Source organism: Clavibacter michiganensis (assembly GCF_021216655.1).
Lineage (GTDB): Bacteria > Actinomycetota > Actinomycetes > Actinomycetales > Microbacteriaceae > Clavibacter > Clavibacter michiganensis.
On sequence record NZ_CP080437.1, the window covers coordinates 1,188,757 to 1,208,159 of the forward strand.

The 19,403-nt window shown below is 74.6% G+C and carries 18 protein-coding genes; 5 read left to right on the forward strand and 13 right to left on the reverse strand.

The genetic code is table 11. The features are described 5' to 3' along the window. Nucleotides 1–101 precede the first annotated feature (101 nt). Nucleotides 102–335: a PLDc N-terminal domain-containing protein gene (locus K0V08_RS05520; protein WP_043560865.1), complete on the forward strand. Its 234-nt coding sequence runs from the start codon at nt 102–104 to the stop codon at nt 333–335. 43 nt (nt 336–378) lie between these two features. On the opposite strand, the gene K0V08_RS05525 is transcribed toward K0V08_RS05520, so the two are convergent. Beyond that, nucleotides 379–870 (reverse strand): DoxX family protein, encoded by a 492-nt coding sequence (locus K0V08_RS05525; protein ID WP_012038628.1) that lies wholly within the window; start codon nt 868–870, stop codon nt 379–381. A 132-nt stretch (nt 871–1,002) separates the two neighbouring features. Here K0V08_RS05525 and K0V08_RS05530 point away from each other — a divergent pair, with 132 nt between their 5' ends. Beyond that, nucleotides 1,003–2,004, forward strand: coding sequence for a trypsin-like serine peptidase (locus K0V08_RS05530; protein WP_079533516.1), 1,002 nt, complete (start codon nt 1,003–1,005; stop codon nt 2,002–2,004). A gap of 75 nt (nt 2,005–2,079) precedes the next feature. On the opposite strand, the gene K0V08_RS05535 is transcribed toward K0V08_RS05530, so the two are convergent. The 4 genes from K0V08_RS05535 to K0V08_RS05550 all read right to left on the reverse strand — a co-directional run bounded on the left by K0V08_RS05535 (nt 2,080) and on the right by K0V08_RS05550 (nt 7,088). Then, a complete protein-coding gene (locus K0V08_RS05535; RefSeq protein ID WP_079533518.1) occupies nt 2,080–3,213 on the reverse strand; it encodes a hypothetical protein in 1,134 nt (377 codons plus the stop codon). Then, nucleotides 3,210–4,370 (reverse strand): hypothetical protein, encoded by a 1,161-nt coding sequence (locus K0V08_RS05540; RefSeq protein ID WP_079533520.1) that lies wholly within the window; start codon nt 4,368–4,370, stop codon nt 3,210–3,212. Before K0V08_RS05540 ends, K0V08_RS05535 begins: the two co-directional genes overlap by 4 nt. 100 nt (nt 4,371–4,470) lie before the next feature. Then, entirely contained in the window at nt 4,471–5,721 is a 1,251-nt protein-coding gene (locus tag K0V08_RS05545) for an acyl-CoA dehydrogenase family protein (RefSeq protein ID WP_079533522.1), read from the reverse strand. Continuing rightward, on the reverse strand, nt 5,718–7,088 hold the full coding sequence (locus tag K0V08_RS05550) for an LLM class flavin-dependent oxidoreductase (protein WP_079533524.1): 1,371 nt from the start codon (nt 7,086–7,088) through the stop codon (nt 5,718–5,720). Before K0V08_RS05550 ends, K0V08_RS05545 begins: the two co-directional genes overlap by 4 nt. A 267-nt stretch (nt 7,089–7,355) precedes the next feature. On the opposite strand from K0V08_RS05550, the gene K0V08_RS05555 reads away from it, so the two are divergent. The 3 genes from K0V08_RS05555 to K0V08_RS05565 all read left to right on the forward strand — a co-directional run bounded on the left by K0V08_RS05555 (nt 7,356) and on the right by K0V08_RS05565 (nt 11,177). Beyond that, the gene (locus tag K0V08_RS05555; protein ID WP_079533526.1) at nt 7,356–8,348 is read left to right on the forward strand and encodes a trypsin-like serine peptidase; all 993 of its coding nucleotides are present in this window, start codon (nt 7,356–7,358) and stop codon (nt 8,346–8,348) included. A gap of 111 nt (nt 8,349–8,459) precedes the next feature. After that, nucleotides 8,460–9,428: a trypsin-like serine peptidase gene (locus tag K0V08_RS05560; protein WP_079533528.1), complete on the forward strand. Its 969-nt coding sequence runs from the start codon at nt 8,460–8,462 to the stop codon at nt 9,426–9,428. Between the two features lie 255 nt (nt 9,429–9,683). After that, nucleotides 9,684–11,177 (forward strand): MFS transporter, encoded by a 1,494-nt coding sequence (locus K0V08_RS05565; RefSeq protein WP_079533532.1) that lies wholly within the window; start codon nt 9,684–9,686, stop codon nt 11,175–11,177. A 79-nt stretch (nt 11,178–11,256) separates the two neighbouring features. Here K0V08_RS05565 and K0V08_RS05570 read toward each other — a convergent pair whose 3' ends face one another. From K0V08_RS05570 to K0V08_RS05605, 8 genes are read right to left on the reverse strand one after another with little or no spacing between them, the layout of a single operon-like run. Beyond that, a complete protein-coding gene (locus K0V08_RS05570; RefSeq protein WP_079533534.1) occupies nt 11,257–11,925 on the reverse strand; it encodes a VOC family protein in 669 nt (222 codons plus the stop codon). Then, on the reverse strand, nt 11,922–12,554 hold the full coding sequence (locus tag K0V08_RS05575) for an alkylhydroperoxidase domain protein (protein WP_012038641.1): 633 nt from the start codon (nt 12,552–12,554) through the stop codon (nt 11,922–11,924). The genes K0V08_RS05570 and K0V08_RS05575 overlap by 4 nt, the downstream gene beginning before the upstream one ends. Continuing rightward, nucleotides 12,551–13,207, reverse strand: coding sequence for a CMD domain protein (locus K0V08_RS05580; RefSeq protein WP_079533536.1), 657 nt, complete (start codon nt 13,205–13,207; stop codon nt 12,551–12,553). The genes K0V08_RS05575 and K0V08_RS05580 overlap by 4 nt, the downstream gene beginning before the upstream one ends. Beyond that, nucleotides 13,204–14,277: a putative FMN-dependent luciferase-like monooxygenase gene (locus K0V08_RS05585; protein WP_079533538.1), complete on the reverse strand. Its 1,074-nt coding sequence runs from the start codon at nt 14,275–14,277 to the stop codon at nt 13,204–13,206. The genes K0V08_RS05580 and K0V08_RS05585 overlap by 4 nt, the downstream gene beginning before the upstream one ends. Then, complete coding sequence (locus tag K0V08_RS05590; RefSeq protein WP_079533540.1) at nt 14,274–15,911, reverse strand: dipeptide ABC transporter ATP-binding protein; 1,638 nt, start codon at nt 15,909–15,911, stop codon at nt 14,274–14,276. The genes K0V08_RS05585 and K0V08_RS05590 overlap by 4 nt, the downstream gene beginning before the upstream one ends. Next, on the reverse strand, nt 15,908–16,756 hold the full coding sequence (locus K0V08_RS05595) for an ABC transporter permease (protein WP_012038645.1): 849 nt from the start codon (nt 16,754–16,756) through the stop codon (nt 15,908–15,910). Before K0V08_RS05595 ends, K0V08_RS05590 begins: the two co-directional genes overlap by 4 nt. Further along, nucleotides 16,753–17,688 carry an ABC transporter permease gene (locus K0V08_RS05600; RefSeq protein ID WP_079533542.1) on the reverse strand — a complete coding sequence of 312 codons (936 nt, stop codon included), beginning with the start codon at nt 17,686–17,688 and terminating at the stop codon, nt 16,753–16,755. Before K0V08_RS05600 ends, K0V08_RS05595 begins: the two co-directional genes overlap by 4 nt. 40 nt (nt 17,689–17,728) lie before the next feature. Continuing rightward, on the reverse strand, nt 17,729–19,381 hold the full coding sequence (locus K0V08_RS05605) for a TIGR04028 family ABC transporter substrate-binding protein (protein WP_079533544.1): 1,653 nt from the start codon (nt 19,379–19,381) through the stop codon (nt 17,729–17,731). Between the last annotated feature and the right edge of the window lie 22 nt (nt 19,382–19,403).

Here is a 19,403-nt window from a genome sequence, read left to right on the forward strand (position 1 = left end):
GACAGGAGGCGCCCCTCGGCCCGCCCCTTGACGTTCGGCTAGGCGACGTGGGACCATAAAAATAATACAGGCAAATTTATGCAGGCATAGAAATAGGAGTAATGGACTTGGAAACCTTCGGAGTCGTCGCGGTCGTGGCCTTTTTCGCGGCCTACTTGGGCACGATCGTGGTTGCCCTCTTGCAAATCAGCCGTGTACCGAATCTCCGGCCGTGGTCCCGCGCCGCTTGGATCCTCGTGATCGTCGCGATGCCACTTCTCGGCGCACTCGCCTGGTTCGCAATCGGTTCGCGGACTCCGGAAGCCGAGCGCGCAGTGTCGCGGCTGCTCCGGTAGTCGCACGTTCTCGGCCGCGGAGACGCCCGCCGCGCGACCCCGGTCAGCGGCGGGCGCGCCGGTTCCGCCAGGCGGACCACGCGCCCGTCGCCCAGAGCGCCCAGATCACGAGGAGCGGCTGGAAGACGAGGCGGATCGCGCGGGCCGCGTCGGTCTCGAGGCCGAACGCGGGCGTGCGGGTGACGAGCTGCGAGATGTTGCCGGGGAAGATCGCGACGAAGAACGCCGCGACCACGAGGCCGACCCACACGCGCCAGCGGCCGAGGAGCACGAGCGACAGGCCGAGCACGATCTCCACGACGCCCGACGCGAGCACCACGAAGTCGGGATCCATCGGCAGCCACGTCGGCACCTGCGCCTGGAACGACTGCCGTGCGACCGTGAGGTGGCCGGTGCCCGCCATGACCAGCACGAGGCCGAGGAGGATCCGGGCCAGGGTGCGCGGGATCGAGCGCCGGCCGCCGTCCGGGGCGATGCGCGGATCCGCCTCCCGCTCGTCGGCGGACGTCGGGCGGGGTGCGGGGCGCGAGGTCATGCCCCCAGTCTGACCGGCCGCGGATGTGCGCGCGGCTGTTCGCCGTCCGCTCGCGGCGGTGCGCCCCGCGGCTACCGTCGGGGACCCGCCCCGCCTCCCGGCGGGCGGTTCCCCCCGATGGAAAGGCCGTCCATGACGCATCCGCACCGCTCCGCCGCGCGCCTGATCGCCCGCGCCCTCCTGCACCGTCCGCTCCTCGGCGCCGCCGCGGGCCTCGCCGGCCTGCTCGCCCTCGCGACCGTGTCGCCGGCGGCCGCGGCGACGACCGACGACGGGACCCCAGCGCCCACGACCGTGACCCGATCGGCCGCGGACGCGGCAGACGCCGTCGCCTTCTGGACCCCGGAGCGGCTCGCGGGAGCGGCCTCTCCGGTGCTCACGCGGGCCACCGGCACGCCGGGCACCGTCGACGACGTGCCCTCCGCGGACGAGCTCACCACGTCGGCGGCCCGCGACCAGCGCCGCGCCCGCCCCGTGATCCCGGTCGCCCAGGAGGTGGATCCGGTGTCGCACATCGGCGTGGTCGCCTACGTCGTCGACGGGAAGGAGATGAGCTGCACGGGCAACGCCGTCGAGTCCGCGAACGGACTCACGGTCGCCACCGCGGGCCACTGCGCCTTCCCGGGCAAGGACCCGTCGAAGATGGTCTTCGTGCCCGGCTACGTGAAGGGCCAGCCGTACACCGTGTGGCCGGTCACCTCGGTGACGCTGCCGGCCGGCTGGCGCGAGACGCTGGATCCGGCGCGCGACACCGCGTTCCTCACGGTCGGCAGCCCCGACGGGCGCACGCTCACCGAGGCCGTCGGCGCCTCCCCCGTGGAGTTCCACCAGCCGCGCACGCACTACACGACCGTCATCGGCTACCCCGCCGTGGGCCGGTTCACGGGTGACGCGCCCTTCCTCTGCAGCGGCTTCGCGCGCGCCACGCACCTGGAGGGCCAGACCGGCCAGGAGCTCGACTGCGACATGAAGGAGGGCGCGTCCGGCGCGCCGTTCCTCGACGGGTCGGGTCCGGGCGCCCGCCAGTACAGCGTGCTGTCCGGCGGGCTCGACGAGAAGCCCCTCGTGGTCGCGCCCGTCTGGGATCGCGTCATCGAGGCGGCGTACCGCGTCGCCCAGTCGCGCGTCGGGTGATCCGCGTCGGGTCGCGCGCCGCGTCCGTCGAGGTGCGCGACCCGACGCCGTCCCGGCCGGAGACGTCGCGTGCCGTCAGCCGGACACCAGCACGGCGATCCAGCCCGCGACGAACAGCAGGATCGGCACGCCGAACGCGATGACGCCGCCGAGCGTCGGGGTCATGCGCAGCCGGCGCACCGACCGCGGCCGGGAGGCGCGCGCCGTGTCGGGCAGGCCCAGCGCCTCGACCACCGCGTCGAGGGCGGACGGGTCCTCGGGCCGCTCGATCGGGTCGGCCCGCCAGCGCTCCCACCGGTCGACCTTCGCCACGAGCGCGGTCGTGGCCTCGATCACGTCACGCCAGCGCTCGGGGTCGCGCGTCACGACGTCGTCGAACGAGGTGAGCAGCAGCCGGTCGCCGACGACCTCGACGTCGAGCCCGCGCACCCGGTCGATGAGCAGCGCGAGGATGTCGGGCGTGAAGAGGTAGAGGGCGTCGCGCTCGCTGCCGGCCGGGCAGTACAGCGCGTAATGGCGGTCGAAGTCCCCCTCGAGCGCCAGGCGCTGCTCCCGCTCCGGGCGCGACATCATCGTCAGCGCGCGGCGGAGGATCCCCCGCCGGGCGATCACGCGGATGTGCGGCATCTCGTGCGCGAGCCGGATCATGGCGTAGCCGCCGAAGCGCGGCGCGCCCTCGCGCCGCCCGGCCGTGACGATCTCGTGGTTGCCGTACTCCACGCCGGGCGCCCGGGTCGGCCGCATCACGCGCGTGAGGTCGAAGTACCGCCGCGCGGATCCGAACCGCCCGTCCGACATCGGGCCCGGCAGGTACGTCATGCCGTTGGCCGCCGCGAAGCGCACGAGACGGTAGTGGGCGCGATAGCCGCCGCGGCGCTCGCGCGAGCGGATCGCCCAGCTGCCGAAGACGACCAGCAGGATGGCGAAGATCGACGCGATCAGCGCCTGGAAGAGGACCTGCTCCCCCGCGTCGGGCGCGCCCTCCTGCAGCGTCTCCGCGATGATCCCGCCGAACGCCGCGAGCGCGATGGCCGAGTCCCACGTGAGGAACAGCATGAGGAAGGTGCGCGCCTTGACGCCGATCCCCTCCGCCTCCGGGTGCGCGCGGCGGAACTCCCGGCGGAAGGCGCGGAGGTCACGCCCGCGGACCCGGTCGGTGAGCGGATCCGTGTCGAGCCGGGCCCGGGTGAGCGCCGTGGCGCCGGTCACGGCAGCGTCGTGATCAGGAAGCCGAGGCCGAGGAAGACCGCGGCGAGCGCGATGAGCAGGAGGAGCCCGAGGGTCGGCCGCATCCGCAGCCGGCGACCGGCCGCCGCGACGCCGCGCGACCGACGGGCGCGACGGCGGGTCCTCCCCGGCTCCGGCACGGCGAGCGCCTCGTCGGACGCAGTGAGCACCGAACGCTCCTCGCCCTCGAGCGACAGCAGCCGGTCGTCGCGCCAGCGCTCCCAGCGGTCGACCTTCGCCATGAGCGCGGCGGTCGCGTCGATCACGTCGTGCCAGCGGTCGGGATCCAGGGTCACGATGTCGGCGGGCGAGCGCAGCAGCAGGCGGTCGCCACGGATCTCCACGTCGAAGCCGCGCACCCGGTCGACCAGCACGGCCATCACGTCGGGGGTGAAGAGGTAGAGGGCGTCGCGCTCGTAGCCGTCGGGGCAGTAGAGCGCGGCGTGCCGGTCGAAGTCGCCCTCGAGCTCGAGGCGCTGCGAGCGGGCGACGTCGACGGTCGGCGTGAGCGCGCGGCGCAGGCGCGTGCGGTTCGAGATCACCTGGATGTGCGGCAGCTCGCGGCGCAGGCCGATCATCGCGTAGCCGCCGTACTGGGTGATGCCCGACGCCCTCGATCCCCGGCTCAGCTCGTGGTTGCCGAACTCCACGGGGCGCGCGGTGCGGGGCCGCATGACGCGGGTCACGGACATGCCGCGCGCGGCCGATCCCATGTGCCCGTCGGACACCGGGCCGGGCGTGTAGCTGAGGCCGTTGATCCGCCCGAAGCGCGCGAGGCGGTAGTGCGAGCGGATCCTGCTGCGGCGGCGGCGGGTGCGGATGAGGCGCCACGCGAAGAAGACGCCGGCGCCGAACAGCGGGATCGCGAACACGGTCATGCCGAGGGCGTCGCCGCGGGTCTCCGGGTCCTCGGCGACGATCGCGCCGAGGCCGCCGGTGAGCAGGAGGACGCCGCCGAGCGGGATCGCGAGCACGGCGAGGATGCCCAGGGCGATGCGGCCGAGGACGAACAGCGGCGAGACGAGCACGGGGAAGCGCGCCGTGAACTCGCGGCGGAACCGGTGGAGGTCGTCGCGGTCGATGCGGCCGGTCAGCGGCGTCGTGTCCAGCTGCGGTCGGCTGGGCGCGTGCGTCGTCATGGATCCCCTGTCCCGCGGCATCCCGGCCGCCCGTCCACCGTACCGAGCGCGCGGACGGCGACCGGTCGCGCGGCCGCCCCCAGGTCGGGCGGCACGGGGATCACCGCGGGAACGGCGTCGCGCCCACCTTCTCGTACGCGGCCCACGCGTCGACCGGGCCGCGACCGGCGACCGCGTAGTCGCCGATCGCCCGCGCCTTGTAGATCGCCGGGTTGTGGCTCGCGACGACGCGGGCGTTCCGCCAGTGCCGGTCCAGCGCGCGCTCGCGGAACGTGGCGGACGCTCCCCCGACCTCGAACAGCAGCGTCGCGGCGGCCGGCACCTGGTCGACCGCGTGCACCTGCGCCTGGTAGACGGCGTTCTCGGCGGCGTCGAGCGTCGGCTTGTCGAGGGCGACCCCGAGCGCCGCCGTCGCGACGGCATCGTCGAGGCGGGTCGCGGCCGCGAGGGTCGCGGCGCGCACGGCGAACGCGGACGTGGAGATCCGACCGACGACGTCGAGCACCTGCGGGTCGTCCTGCGGGAGCGCGGCGTTCGCGTGGATGTAGGTGCGCGTGCGGCTCCGCACGTACGCGACCGCGTCGTGCTCCACCTCCTGCGCGATCCCCGCCAGCACCGCCACGAGGTACAGCTGGTAGAAGGCCTGGATGTGGCTCAGCGGCGCCTCGCGGTAGGCCGTGACGGTCGCCGGATCCACCTCCACGCCCGCGAAGGTCGTGGTGCCGCTCGCGGTGAGCGTCTGGCCGAACGCGTCCCAGTCGTCGACCGCGGTGACGCCCGGGGCGTCGGTGGGGATCGCGAGGGTCACCCGCTCGACGCCGTCAGGGGCCTCGCGGCCCGCGGCCAGGTAGATCCAGTCGGAGTAGAGCGTGCCGGTGGAGTAGTGCTTCGTGCCGTCGAGGATCCAGCGGCCGTCGCGCTCCTGGAGCGTCGTGGAGATGTCGGCCAGCGTGTTGCCGGTCTGCTCGCTCGTGGCGTTGCCGACGATGGCGCCCGACGCGATGCGGCGGATCCACTCCTCACGCGCCGGCCCGGGTGGCCGGCGCAGCACGAGCTCGACGTAGCCGAAGTGGCCGCGGAGCAGGTGCCCGACGTTCGCGTCGGCTGCCGACAGCTCGACCACGAGCTCCGTGAGCTGGGCGATCGTCGCGCCGCGCCCGCCGTCCGCGACGGGCAGGCGGATCGCTCCGAAGCGCGCCTCGCGGAGGAGCGCGACGGCGTCGAAGGCGAGCGCGCGGTCGCGCTCGCGGGCGACGGCGCCCGCGCGGATCCGCTCGAACAGCGGGAGGAGCTCGGCGCGCACGTCGGCGGTGGATGCGGCCGGCGTCGCCCGGACGTCGGTCGCCGTCACGAGAACGCGCCCCGGTACGCCGCCGCCGGGTGCGACTCCGGCAGGCGGTCGCGGCCCGTGAGCTTGTGCCGCAGCGTGCCGGGCTCGTACTCGCGCTGCTGGAGGCCGCGCTCCTGGAGCACGGGCGTGACGTGGTCGACGAAGTCCTCGTAGCTGCCGGGCAGGGTCCAGTTGATGACGTTGATCCCGTCGACGCCCGCCTCCTGCCAGCCCGCGAGCACGTCCGCGATCTGCTCGGGCGTGCCCACGACGCGGCCGCGCAGCTTCGCGGAGAGCCGGGCGAGGTCGGCGATGGTCGGCTCGCGGTCGGGCGACGCCTCCCGCAGCCAGTTCAGGTGGCTCTGGCCTGCCTGCGTCTCGACCTGCGAGAGCGGGGTGGCCGGGTCAAGCTGCTCGCCCGTCTTCGGGTCGAAGCCGAGGTTGGAGTGCAGCAGGAAGCCGTCGGCGGAGAGGTACTCGTCGATCTCGGCCTCGTTGCGCTTGGCCTCCTCCTCGGTGCTCCCGGTGATGAACGAGAGCCCGAGCCAGAAGGAGAGGTCGTCCGCGCGGCGGCCGGCGTCCACGGCGAGCGCCCGGGTGTCCTCGATGAGGGCGCGGGTCTTCTCGGGCGTCGACGACAGGATGAACTGCGCCTCCGCGTTCCGGGCGGCGAAGCGGCGGCCGACGGGCGAGGATCCGGCCTGGAAGAGCACGGGCGTGCGCTGCGGCGACGGCGACGACAGGTGGGGGCCGGCGACCTTGTAGCGCGGCCCCTCGTGGTCGATGCGGTGGATCCTCGACGCATCCGAGAACACGCCCCGCTCCTTGTCGCGCTGGAGCGCGTCGTCGTCCCACGAGCCCTCCCACAGCTTGTAGACGACGTCGAGGTACTCGTCGGCCCATGCGTAGCGGGCGTCGTGGTCCTCGAGGCCGTCGTGGCCGAAGTTGCGAGCTGCGCCGTCGAGCGCGCTCGTCACGACGTTCCAGGCGATGCGGCCCTTCGTGATGTGGTCGAGCGTCGAGACCTTGCGCGCGAAGTCGAAGGGGTGCGACTGCAGCACCGAGCTCGTGAAGGCGAAGCCGAGGTGCTCGGTGCTCACGGCGAGCGCGGAGATCAGCACGGACGGGTCGTTGCTCGGGAACTGGAGGCCCTCGCGCGCGTTCACGTCGTAGGCGCCGTCGCCCGGGCCGTAGAGGCCGACCACGTCGGCGAAGAACATCGCGTCGAAGCGGCCGCGCTCGAGGGTCTTCGCGAGGTCCACCCAGAGCTCGACGTCGTCGAACTCGTGCTGCCGGGCGGACGGGTGCCGCCACAGCCCGTGCTGGATGTGGCTGGCGGTGTTCATCACGAACGCGGCGAAGCGGAGCGGGGGCCGGGCGTCGGGCATGGGGGTCCTCTCGTCGGGGTCCCAGCGTCGCACGGGTGGGGAGAAGCGGTCCGGGCGGGCGTAGCGGTCCGTCACACGCGCGCTCGCGGACGGGCTGTGCAGGACCGGCTCAGCTGGCGCACGCCCATCGCTACGGTCGGCGCGAGACCCGGCGGACGCTCGTCGGCCCGGTCCCCCTCGGCACCCCCTCGCACCGCGCACCACCGGCACCGACGCCCGTCCGCGCCGCCTCCGCCCGCCCTCCGCGGCCCCGTCCGAAGGATCACCATGCCCTCCCACCCTGCCCGCACCGCACGCCGGTCCCTCGCCGCCGTCGCCGCCCTCGGCCTCACGGCCTCCCTGCTCGGCGTCGCCTCGGCGGCCTCCGCGGCCTCCGTCCACGAGCGCTCGGCTCGCGCCGGTGCGTCGATCCCCGTGTCCGCGCCCGTCGGCGGCTTCTCCGTGTCGAGCGCCGAGGCCGAGGCCGCCGTCGCCCGCTGGACGCCGGAGCGCCGCGCCGCCGCCATCGACGCGGATGGCGCCGCGGATGGCGCCACCGACGGCGCCGCCGGATCCGCGCCCGCCGACGACGCGCTCGCCGCGTCCGCCGCCTCCACGGTCCCCGTCGCGGAGCAGGTCGCTCCCGTGCCGCACATGGGCCGCCTCTTCGTCCACCGCGACGGCGAGGACTTCAGCTGCAGCGCCAACGTCGTCGAGTCGGCGAACCGGTCGACCATCGCCACCGCGGGCCACTGCCTCACCGTCCGCCAGGAGTTCTCGACCGACATGGTCTTCTACCCGCGCTACGAGGAGGGCTCGCCCTCCCTCGGCGCGTTCCCCGTGGTCGGCGGCAACGTCACGATCGGGTGGTACGAGCGGAACGACGACGACCAGGCCGAGGACACGAGCTTCCTCGCCGTCGCGCACGACGACGAGGGCGACGACGTCCAGAGCGTCGCGGGCGCGTCGCCCGTCCGCTTCTTCGCGCCGGCCGCGCAGGAGGTCAGCATGTACGGCTACCCCGCCGCGGGCCGGTTCGACGGCGGCGAGCTGGAGCGCTGCGCCGGCCTGGGCCACGTGTACACGGGGATGCAGATCGACCTCGGCTGCGACATGACGGGCGGCGTCTCCGGCGGCCCGATCCTCGAGGGCGACGGCCCCGACGGCGCGCAGTTCGGCAACGTGGCCGAACGGGCCCTCGACGGGATGCACAACATCGGGCCGGTCTGGCAGGACGCGGCGCAGTCGGCCTACGAGCTCACGGCCGCGATCTCCGTGTGATCCGGCGGACGGGCCGTCCGCCGGCGCCGTTCCCGCACCCCATGACGCACCAACCGGGCGCCCACGCCGTGCGCGCCCCGCACCGCTCCGACACGAACCGAGAGGATCCCCATGCCCCACCGCACCGCTCCCCCCGCCCGCCGGCGCCTCGCCGCCGTCTCCGCCGTCTGCCTCGGCGCCGCGCTCCTGGGCGCCGCGTCGTCGGCCACCGCCGCCGAGCGCCCGGCGGCCCCCGCCTCGGTGACGCTCGACGCCTCCTCCGCCACGGTCGGCATCCACGTCTCGAGCGAGGACGCGGCCGAGGCCGTCGACTTCTGGACCCCCGAGCGCCGCGCCGCCGCCATCGACGCGGACGCCCCCGCCCCGGCGGACGGCACGTCCGACTCGGGTGCGGTCGCCACGGACGCCGTGGCGGACTCGGCGCACGCCACGCAGATCGAGCCGATCCCGCACATGGGCCGGATCTTCTACACGCAGGCCGGCAAGGGCTACGCCTGCTCGGCCAACGTCGTCGAGTCGGCGAACCGGTCGACCATCGCCACCGCCGGCCACTGCCTCACCCAGAAGCAGGTCTTCTCCGACCACATCGTCTTCTACCCGGCCTACGACCACGGCGAGTCGCAGTACGGGGCGTGGCCGGTCATCACCGGCTACGTGCCCTCCGGCTGGTACCAGCGGAACGACGACGACCAGGGCGACGACTCGAGCTTCATGGCCGTGAAGCGCGACGACTCCGGCCAGGACGTCCAGTCGGCCGTCGGCGCCTCGCCCGTGCTCTTCGACCAGCCGGGCGCGGAGCACGCGTCCGCGTACGGCTACCCGGCCGCCGGGCGCTTCGACGGCGAGTCGCTGCAGTGGTGCTCGGGTCAGGGCGAGGCCGTGTCGGCCGAGCAGATCGCGCTCCCCTGCGACATGAACGCCGGCACCTCGGGCGGACCCATCCTCGCGGGCGACTTCACCGACTCCCCGCAGTTCGGGAACGTCGCCGAGCGGTACGAGGACGACAGCCACGTGCTCGGCCCGGTGTGGAAGGACGTGGAGCACTCGGCCTACGACCTCACGGCGGCCGTCGCGAACTGACGCGGCGGGTCCGATGCGGAGGCGGTCGGCGGGCATCGTGCTCGCCGACCGCCTCTCGCGTGTCCGGGCGCCTCTCGCGTGTCCCGGGCGACTCGACGACATCCGCGGGTGTGACGCTCCGTGACGGGCCCGCGTTACGCGGCGTGACCGCGGCTCTTCCCCGGGCGGGGGATCACGGGCCACGGTGGGCGGCACCCGAGCGGATCCCCGCTCGCGCCGCTCCCCCTGCACCGCAGCCGCACCGCTGGAGACCCCATGACCACCGCACCGCCCGCCGCATCCGCCGCATCCGCCGCGTCGACCACCCCGCCGCCCGCAGCGCCCTCCGCGCCTGAAGCCCCCGAGGCGCCCGCCGACGTGTCCCGCCGCCGACGCCGCGTGCTCACCGCGTCGTTCATCGGCACCACCGTCGAGTACTACGACTTCTACCTCTACGCCACCGCGTCCGCGCTCGTGTTCGGCAGCCAGTTCTTCCCGAACCAGACGCCCGCGGTCGGCCTCCTCTCGTCGTTCGCCGCGTACGGCGTGGGGTTCCTCGCGCGCCCCATCGGCGGGATCGTCGCCGGGCACCTCGGCGACCGGATCGGCCGGAAGCGCATGCTCGTCTACTCGCTCGTGCTGATGGGGATCGCGTCGACGCTCATCGGCGTACTGCCCACGTACGCGACCATCGGCCTCGCGAGCGTCGTCGGCCTCGTGTTCCTGCGGCTCGTGCAGGGCATCGCGGCGGGCGCCGAGTGGGGCGGATCCGCGCTGCTCTCCGTCGAGCACGCCCCCGCCCACCGCCGCGGCCTGTTCGGCGCGTTCACGCAGATGGGATCCGCGGGCGGCATGCTCCTGGCCACCGGCGTCTTCGCCGCCACGCGCTTCGGGCTCGGCGAGGAGGCGTTCCTCGCGTGGGGCTGGCGCCTGCCGTTCCTGCTCAGCGCCGTGCTCGTGGCCGTTGGCCTCGTGATCCGCCTCCGCGTGGAGGACGCCGCCGAGTTCCGCGACATCAAGGCGGCCGGTGAGGTCGAGCGCTTCCCGCTCGGCGTCGTGCTGCGGAGGCACCCGCGCGCCGTGTTCATCACGGCGGGCCTCCGCCTCGTGCAGCCCGCGCTGTACTCGATCCTCACCGTCTACACGCTCTCCTACCTCGCCGAGAAGCGGGGCGACTCGGGCAGCGCGCTCACGGCGGTGCTCATCGTGTCGGCCTTGAGCGTGCTCACCACTCCCCTCTGGGGCTGGATCTCCGACCGCGTCGGCCGCCGCCGCCTCACCATCGCGAGCGCCGCCGGCATCGGGATCCTCATCTGGCCGTTCTTCGCGTTCCTCGACTCCGGCCCGCTGCTGCTCCTGCCGCTCGTCTTCGCGCTCGGCATGAACGTGTTCCACGACTCCATCTACGGACCGCAGGCCGCGTGGTTCGCCGAGCAGTTCCCGACGGGCGTCCGATACAGCGGCGTGAGCCTCGGCTACCAGGTCGGCAGCATCTTCTCCGTCGGGCTCACGCCGCTGCTCGCGGTGCTGTTCCTGCAGTGGGGCGGCGGATCCCCGTGGATCCTCTGCGCCTACATCGGCCTGTACGCGCTGCTGACCATCGCGGCGGCGCTCGCCGCGAAGGACCCGGCGCGCGAGGCGATCCCGGCCCGGTGGGCGGAGGCGGAGGCGTCGTCGTCGGAGGCGGACGGGGCCGTGCACCCGGCGGTGGCCGTGGCGGGATCCGCTCCGGTGGGCGGCAGGGAGCGCGAGCGCGCGACGACCCGCTAGGGCGACACGACACGAGGCGGTGGCCGGGAGGGATCCCGGCTACCGCCTCGTCGTGCGTCGCGTCGCGACGATGCCCCGGTCAGAGGTCGACCGGCGTCCCGTCCGCCGCGCGCACGCGCAGCGCGTAGCCGTCATGCGGGCCGGCGGCGAGGTCCGCGAGCGATCCTGCCGGTAGGTCGAGCGCGGCGCGCGCGGCCTCCGTGGGCGCCGGATCCACCGCGGTCTGCGTGAAGGCGAGCAGCTCGACGGCCGGGCCGATCGTGGTGCCCGGGTTCGGCGTGGATCCCCAGTCGATGAGGAACGGCACGTCCGGCCGGGCGCCGCGCGGGTGCGTGAGCCGCCACTCGAGGAGCGCGCCCGCGGGCGTGCGCCGGGACAGGTCGGCGACCGGGCCCGGGTCCTCGCCGGCGTCGCGCGCCCGAGCCGCGACGTCCGCGATGCCGGCCGGGTGGACCGCGTACGTGACGACGCGCGGGCGGCTCAGCTCGGCGATGCCGAAGCGCGTCGGCACGGCGCGGTCGACGCGCGCGGGATCCGGCCCGATGAGCTCGAGGTACCGCGGGCCGCGGACGCCGTCGACCGTGAACGCGACGAGCGCGTTGGCGGTCCCGCTGGGGTGGACGCCGCCGGGCTCGGCCTCGACGCCCGTGCGGTCGGCGAACCACGCGACGAGCGCCGCGAGGTCCGGCCCCGCGATGACGACGTGGTCGAGGAGCGTCGGGACGGCGGAGCCGCCGACCCCGCTCACGCGCCCGCTCCGCGTCGGGAGGCGGGCACCTCGGGTTCGCCGAGGGACAGCATCAGCCGGTTCGCCCAGTTGAAGAACGCGGCGCCGTTGATGACGTCGACCACGGCCGCGTCGTCGAGGCCGGCCGCGCGCAGGCGGGCGACGTCGGCGGATCCGAACTCGAGCGGCGTCGCGGCGAGCGCCACGGATGCGGCGACCACGGCGTCCCACCGCTCGTCGCCGAGCGGCGCGCCCGTGCCCTGGTCGAGGAGGCGCTGCACGTCGTCGCCGCGGCCGGAGAAGCGCGTGGCGGCGGCCGCGTGCACGGATGCGCAGAAGACGCAGCCGTTCGCGCGGGAGGTCGCGGCCGCCGCGAGCTCGCGCTCGGCCCGGCCGATCCCGCCGTCGGGGTTGTGGAAGATGTCGAGGTCGGTGCGCGTGCGGGCCTCGAGCGCGGCGGGATCCCGGGCCAGCAGACGGAAGTACGGCATGCGCGCGCGGGCGGGCTCCACGAGGGCGGCGCGCTGGGCCTCGTCGAGGTCGGCCTCGGCGACGGGCGCGAGCCACGGCACCCAGCCGAGGCCCTCCTGCGTGAAGGCGTCGGGGCGCGCGAGGTCGACGGGGTCGGTGACGGGATCGGCGGCGGTCATCGGGCGGCTCCTGCCGGGTCGGGGGTGGATGCGGTGCGGGCGGGATCCGCGGGCACGGTGACGGGCTGCGCGGCCAGGACGGCCAGGCCCCACGCGACCCGCAGCTGGAACGCGAGGAACGCGATCAGCTGCGACAGGCTCACGATCTCGTCGGGCGTCCACCCGGCGGCGCCGAGCGCCCGCAGGGCGTCCGGGCTCGACTCGCGGGGGCGGATCACGAGGAGGTGCGCGTGGGCGAGGGCGGCGGCGAGGCGCGGGCCGACGGCGCCGCGCGTGGCGGCGTCCGGGGTCCACGGATCCGTCGCGACGCTCTCGGCGGCGAGGCCCGGCTCGCGGTACGTGCCCGTGGGTCCCGCGGTCGCGCCCTGGCGCGCGGCCCGGTCGATCACGGGCACGAGCGCCGCGTCGGCGTCGCCGAGGAGGTCGGCGTAGAAGGCGGCGGCGCGGTCGGATCCGTGCAGCCGCGCCACGAAGGCCGCGACCGCGTACCGCTCGGCGTACGTGAACGCGCCGGGCTCCGCGGGCTCGAGCAGCGCCTCGAAGCTGCGCTGCGCGTTCGCGCGGGCGTCCGGACGGAGGTCGCGGATCAGGCGGAGCGGGTGGTCGGGGGCGAGGCCGGCCAGGAGGTCGACGACGTCGGCTGCGTGGGTCATGCGGCTCCTCCAGCGAGGGTCGGGGTGGGTGCGGGCAGGTGGGCGGCGCGCAGCGCATCGGCGGCGGTGGCGCCGGTCGCGAGCCCGAGGCGGGGCGCGACCTCCGCTCCCAGCAGCTCGAGGCTCCGCAGCGTGAGCGCGTGCGTCGCGGGGATCGAGTGCACCTGGAACGAGACGTCGGTCGCCTCGTCGAGCGTGCGGTCGGCGGCGAGGCCGTCGGCGACCTCGTCGACCGTGCCCAGGTGCGTGTCGGTCACGCGGAGCACGGCGTCGAGGTCGAGGGCGTCGGCCCGCTCGCCGATGACGCTGCGTGCGAAGCGGCGGAGGGCGGGCTCGGCGAGCTCGCGCGCGGCGGCGCGGTCGGCGGGATCCACGACGAGCGCGGTCCGCGACGCGAGGATCCGCTCGGGCGCGCCGGCGGGCAGCGCGTCCCGGTAGGCCTGGATGATCGGCAGCTGCAGCTCGTGCAGCGGCGCGTCGGGCGCATCGTCGGGGCGCGGCTGGGTGCGGGAGAGCAGGAGGCCGTCGCCACGGGATCCGATGCGCGCGCCGCCCGCGACGGAGAACGTGCCCTGCCAGATGCGCGCCGCGAGCCCGTCGGCGGGCGGGTAGATGCGCGACCCCGTGCCGCGCACCCCGCGTCCCTCGAGCGCGTCGAGCAACACGGCCAGGTGGTCCTGGAAAAGCGCGTGACGGTCGCCGGAGTCGCGACCGAACGCCGGGAACGACGCGGGCGTGCCGCCGGACGCGAGCCCGAGCTGCACGCGGCCGCCGCTGAGGAGGTCGAGCACGGCCGCGTCCTCGGCGGCCCGCAGCGGATCCTCGAGCGGCAGCGTGAGCACCGCGGTGCCGAGCGCGATGCGCGTCGTCCGGGCCGCGGCCGCCGCGAGGAACACGAACGGCGACGGGAGCCCGCCGCCCTCCTCGCCGAAGTGGTGCTGCGCGAGCCACACCGAGGCGAAGCCGTGGCGCTCGGCGTGCTGGATCTGCTCCAGCGCCGCCTCGTAGCGCTCGGCGGGCGTGCCCGCGTCGAGCACGCGGCCGAAGAAGCCGAGCCGGGCGCCGGTCATGCGCGGGCCCCGCGGATCCCGCGACCGGGGATCGCCCGGATCAGCTCCTGCGTGTACTCGTGCTGCGGTTCGTGGAACACGTCGTCCACCCGTCCTCCCTCGACCTGTCGGCCGCGCCGGAGCACGGAGACCGTGTCGGCGATCTGCCGCACGACCGCGAGGTCGTGCGAGATGAACACGTACGTGAGACCGAGCTCGGACTGCAGCCGCGCGAGCAGCCGCAGCACCTGCGCCTGCACCGTCACGTCGAGCGCCGAGACGGCCTCGTCGAACACCACCAGCTCGGGCCGGAGGATGAGCGCGCGGGCGATCGCGACGCGCTGCCGCTGTCCGCCGGAGAGCTCCCGCGGGCGGCGGTCGGCGGTCTCGGCCGGCAGGTCGACGAGCCGCAGGTGCTCGGCGACAGCCTCCCTGCGCGCGGACGCGTCGCCCGCGCCCGCGCCGTCGCGGAAGTTGAGGAGCGGCTCGCGCACGATCTCCGCGACCGTCTGCCGCGGATCCAGCGACCCGAACGGGTTCTGGTGAACGAGCTGCGCGGTGCGCCGGAACCCGCGGAGCCCCCGACCGCGGAGGCCGGCCACGTCGACGCCGCCGACGCGGACCTCGCCCGCCGTCGGCCGGTCGAAGCCCGCGATGACGCGCCCGGTCGTGGTCTTGCCGGAGCCCGACTCCCCCACGATCGCGTGCGTCGTGCCGCGCGGCACCCGGAAGGAGACGTCGTCGACGGCCACGAGCGGGGATCCGCCGCGGCGCCGGAACTCGCGGCGGAGTCCGGCGACCTCGACGAGCGGCGGCGCGGCGGGATCCACGACCGCGGGCGAGCGCTCCACCACCTGCCGGAACGACGGCGCGTCCGCGAGGAGCACCCGCGTGTAGGCGGAGGCCGGCGACGCGAGCACGCGCGCGGCCGGTCCCGTCTCCTGCACGCGGCCGCGCTGCATCACGACCACCTCGTCGGCGCGCTCGGCGGCGACCGCCAGGTCGTGCGTGATCATCAGCAGCCCCGCGCCGGTCTCCTCCCGGAGCCGGTCGAGCAGGTCGAGCACGCGGCGCTGCACGGTCACGTCGAGGGCGCTCGTGGGCTCGTCGGCGATGATCAGCTCCGGCTCGAGCGCGATCGCCGCGGCGATGAGCACGCGCTGGCGCATGCCGCCGGAGAGCTCGTGCGGGTGCTGCCGGGCGCGCGTCTCCGGGTCGTCGATGCCGACGCGCTCGAGGAGGTCGAGCACGCGGGCGCGGTTCCGACGGCGGTCGCGGGATCCGTGGATCCGCAGCCCCTCGGCGACGCTCGCCCCGATGGTGGCCACGGGGTCGAGGGAGCTGCCCGGATCCTGCGGCACGAGCCCGATGCGGCGCCCGCGGATGCCGCGCAGCCGCGACTCCCCGATGCCGACCAGCTCCGTGCCGCCGAGCGCGATGCCCCCTCCCGCGATGGTGCCGTTGCGGGCGAGGAGCCCGACCACGGCCTGCGCGACGGACGACTTGCCGGACCCGGACTCGCCGACGAGCGCCGTGACACGCCCCGCGGTGATCTCGAAGGAGACGCCGTCGACCGCGCGGCGGGTGCCCGCCGCCGTCCGGTAGTCCACCTGCAGGTCGCGCACGGCGAGGAGCGGATGCGTGGGATCGGTCATGCGAGCTGCCCTCCGCGGATCGACTGGCTGATGCGGTTGGTCGCGAGCACGACGGCCACGACCACGGCGCCCGGGAGCACCGTGAGCCACCACGCGGTGGCCACGTAGTCGCGGCCCTCCGCGACGAGCAGGCCCCACTCGGGCGTGGGCGGCGGGGCGCCGTAGCCGAGGAAGCCGAGCGTGGAGATCTGCAGGATCGCGGATCCGAACTGGAGGGCCGCGAGCGCGATCACGGGCGTGAGCGAGTTCGGCAGCACGTGCCGGCGCAGCACCTGCACGAGGGTGCCGCCGGATCCGTACGCCGCCTCGACGTACTCGCTGATCCGCACGCGCACCACCTCCGCCCGCGACAGCCGCGCGAACACGGCGATGGACGTGACACCCACCGCGATCGCGGCGTTCGTGGTGCCGAAGCCCAGCAGGATCACGATGCTCAAGCTGAGCAGCAGGCCCGGGATCGCGAGCAGCACGTCGACGAGCCGCATGAGCACGTCGTCGACGATGCCGCCGACCGTGCCCGCGACCACGCCGAGGAGCGTGCCGACGACGAGACCGACGAGCACCGCGACGACCGCGCCGACGACCGACTGCGACGCCCCGAACACGACGCGCGTGTAGAGGTCGCGGCCGGTGGAGTCGGTGCCGAACCAGTGCGCGGCGCTCGGCGCCTGCAGCGACGGCGCGACGGACGCGGTCGGGCTGCCGGACGCGAAGAGGCCGGGGACGAGCGCCCACAGCAGCATCACGAGCACGACGAGGACAGGGATCACGAGGCCGCCGGCGAGGCGCGCCCGGCTGCGGGGACGCGCGCGGGGCGCGTCGATGGTGGCGAGCGTGGCGCTCATCGCGCACCTCCTCTGCGCAGGCGCGCGTCGAGAACGGGGTAGAGCAGGTCGACCGCGAGGTTGATCACGACGTAGGCGACCGTGGAGAGCACGACGACCGCGAGCAGCACCGGACTGTCGCGGCTCGCGACCGCCTGCACGGTGAGCTGGCCGACGCCCGCGCGGCCGAACACGGCCTCGGTGACGACCGCCCCGCCGACGAGCTCGCCGAACAGCAGCCCGGCCATCGTCAGCGTGGGCAGCAGCGCGTTCCGGCCGACGCCGTGCAGCAGCAGCCACGGCGTGCCGGCACCGCGGGCCCGCACCACCTCGACGAACGGCATGGCCGACACGTCGTCGATGCTGCGGATGAGCACCTGCGCGAGCGGCGCCGCGATCGGCACGGCGATCGTGAGCACCGGCAGGATCAGCGCCTCGCCGGGGCTCGCGCCGATGATCGGCACCAGCCCGAGCCGGAACGACAGCACCTGGATGAGGATGATCCCCACCCAGAACACGGGCAGCGAGACGAGCAGCGGCGGCAGGTCGCGGAAGACCCGACGGATCCACCTGGCACCGCCGTACGTCGCGAGGAACGCGATCGGCACGGCCAGCACCACGGCGACCAGGAGGCCGAGCACCGCGAGCACGAGCGTCGACGGGATCGCGGTGGCGAGCAGCGTCGACACGGCCGCGCCGCTCTGCACCGAGTACCCGAGCTGCCCCTGCGCGAACGCGGCGGCGGACTCGCCGAGCCGCACGATGAGCGGGCGGTCGGCGCCGTACGACTCGCGGATCGCCGCGAGCTGCTCGGGCGCGAGGCCGAGCTCGGGGCCGCCGTAGCGGGCGAGCACCGCGTCGCCGGGCAGCGCGGCGAGCAACACGTAGGCCACGACGTAGGCGAGGACGAGCACGATGACGGCCTGCCCGGCGCGCCGGATGGCGTAGCTCATCGCGGTCCCCCGCCCGTCGACAGGGGAAGGACGCCCCGCATCAGCGGTCGAGCCAGACGCCCGCGAACACTGGGCGGCCGACCGACTCGGTGGCGAAGCCCCGCACGTCGCCGCGGAGGCCGTAGACCTGGGGCTCCTCGAACAGCGGCAGCACGTAGGCCTGGTCGGCGATGCGTTGCTGGGTAGCGGCGGACGCGGCCTGGCGGCCCTCCGTCGTGGGCTCCGACGCGATGCGGGTGAGGAGCGCGTCCAGCTCCGGGTCGGCGATGCTGCCGTCCGCGGGGTTCCGGTTGAGCAGCACGTTGCGGTTGGTGGAGGAGTACTGCGACTTGAGGACGTCGTAGTCCGAGCGGCCGACCATCGAGTGGTACGCCTCGAGCGCGTCCGGGTCCTGCGAGGCCTTCGTCTGCGCGGCCTGGTCGCCCGAGAACAGCTCCACCTCCACGCCGATCTCCGCGAGCTGCGACTGGATCAGCGTCACGACCTCCTTGGAGCGCGGCTGCGGGAGCGCCTCGTTGACGACGAGCTCCAGCTTCCGTCCGTCCTTCTGGCGGATGCCGTCGGATCCGGGGACCCAGCCGGCCTCGTCGAGGAGCGCGGCGGCCTTGTCGGCGTCATGCGCGTAGTACGAGGAGGTGTCGACGTAGCCGAGCGCGCTCTTCGCGAGCACGCCGGTCGCGAGCGGGTAGCTGTCGCTGAAGAGGGTGTCGAGGATCGCCTGCCGGTCGACGCCCGCGATGATCGCCTGTCGGACGCGCACGTCCTCGAGCTGCGGCGTGCGGAAGCGGAGGTTGATGCCGTTGTCGACGCCGTTGGTCGCCGCCGCGACGAGCTGGAGGTCGCCCGTGCGGAACTGCGCCTCGTCGGGCGCCTCGATCTGCCGGGCGACGTCGGCCTGCCCGGCCACGACCGTGCCGACCCGCACGCTGTCCTCGGCGGCGACGATGAGGTCCACCCCGTCGACGAGCGGCCGGCCCTGGTGGGCGGCCTCGGGCGGCGCCCAGTCGTAGTCCTCGCGGGCGGCGAGCTGGATCTGCGTGCCCACCGACTCCCCGGACACCGTGAACGGCCCGCTGCCGATGACCGTCTCCGCCTGCCCGGGCCCGAAACCGTCGTCGGCCTTGGCGAGCGTCGAGTCGGACACGAGCCCCGAGTTGATGGTCGAGGTGGCCTGCGCGAAGCCGGGCGCGGGAGCCGTGAAGTGGAACCTGACGGTGTCCGCGTCGACGACCTCGCCGCGGTCGTAGTTGTTGATCGCCTCGCTGACGGTGAGCGCTCGGTCGACGTCGCCCTTGCCGTAGAGGTCGAAGTTCGCGACGACGTTCTGGGCGGTGAGCGGGGTGCCGTCGGAGTAGGTCACGTCGGTGCGGATGTCGAACGTGTACTCGGTCGCGTCGGCGTTCACCTCGGGCAGCGCCGTCGCGATCCACGGCTCGAGCTCGAGCGTCTCCGGGTCCTGCCAGAGCAGCCGGTCGGTGATGTTGTTGACGACGGCACCGTTCGGGTAGAAGCCGGCGGCCGGCGGGTAGAGCGTCGTCCAGGTCTGCGGCTCGAGGTAGGTGAGCGTGCCGCCGGCCTTCGGTTCGCCGCTCGCCGCTTGATCCCCTCCGCCGCCCGCCGAGCAGCCCGCCAGCAGTCCGGTCGCCGCGACGAGGGCGGTGAGGGCGATGACGGGGCGGGGAGGACGAGGCATGGTTCTGCTCCTGCGTGTGCTG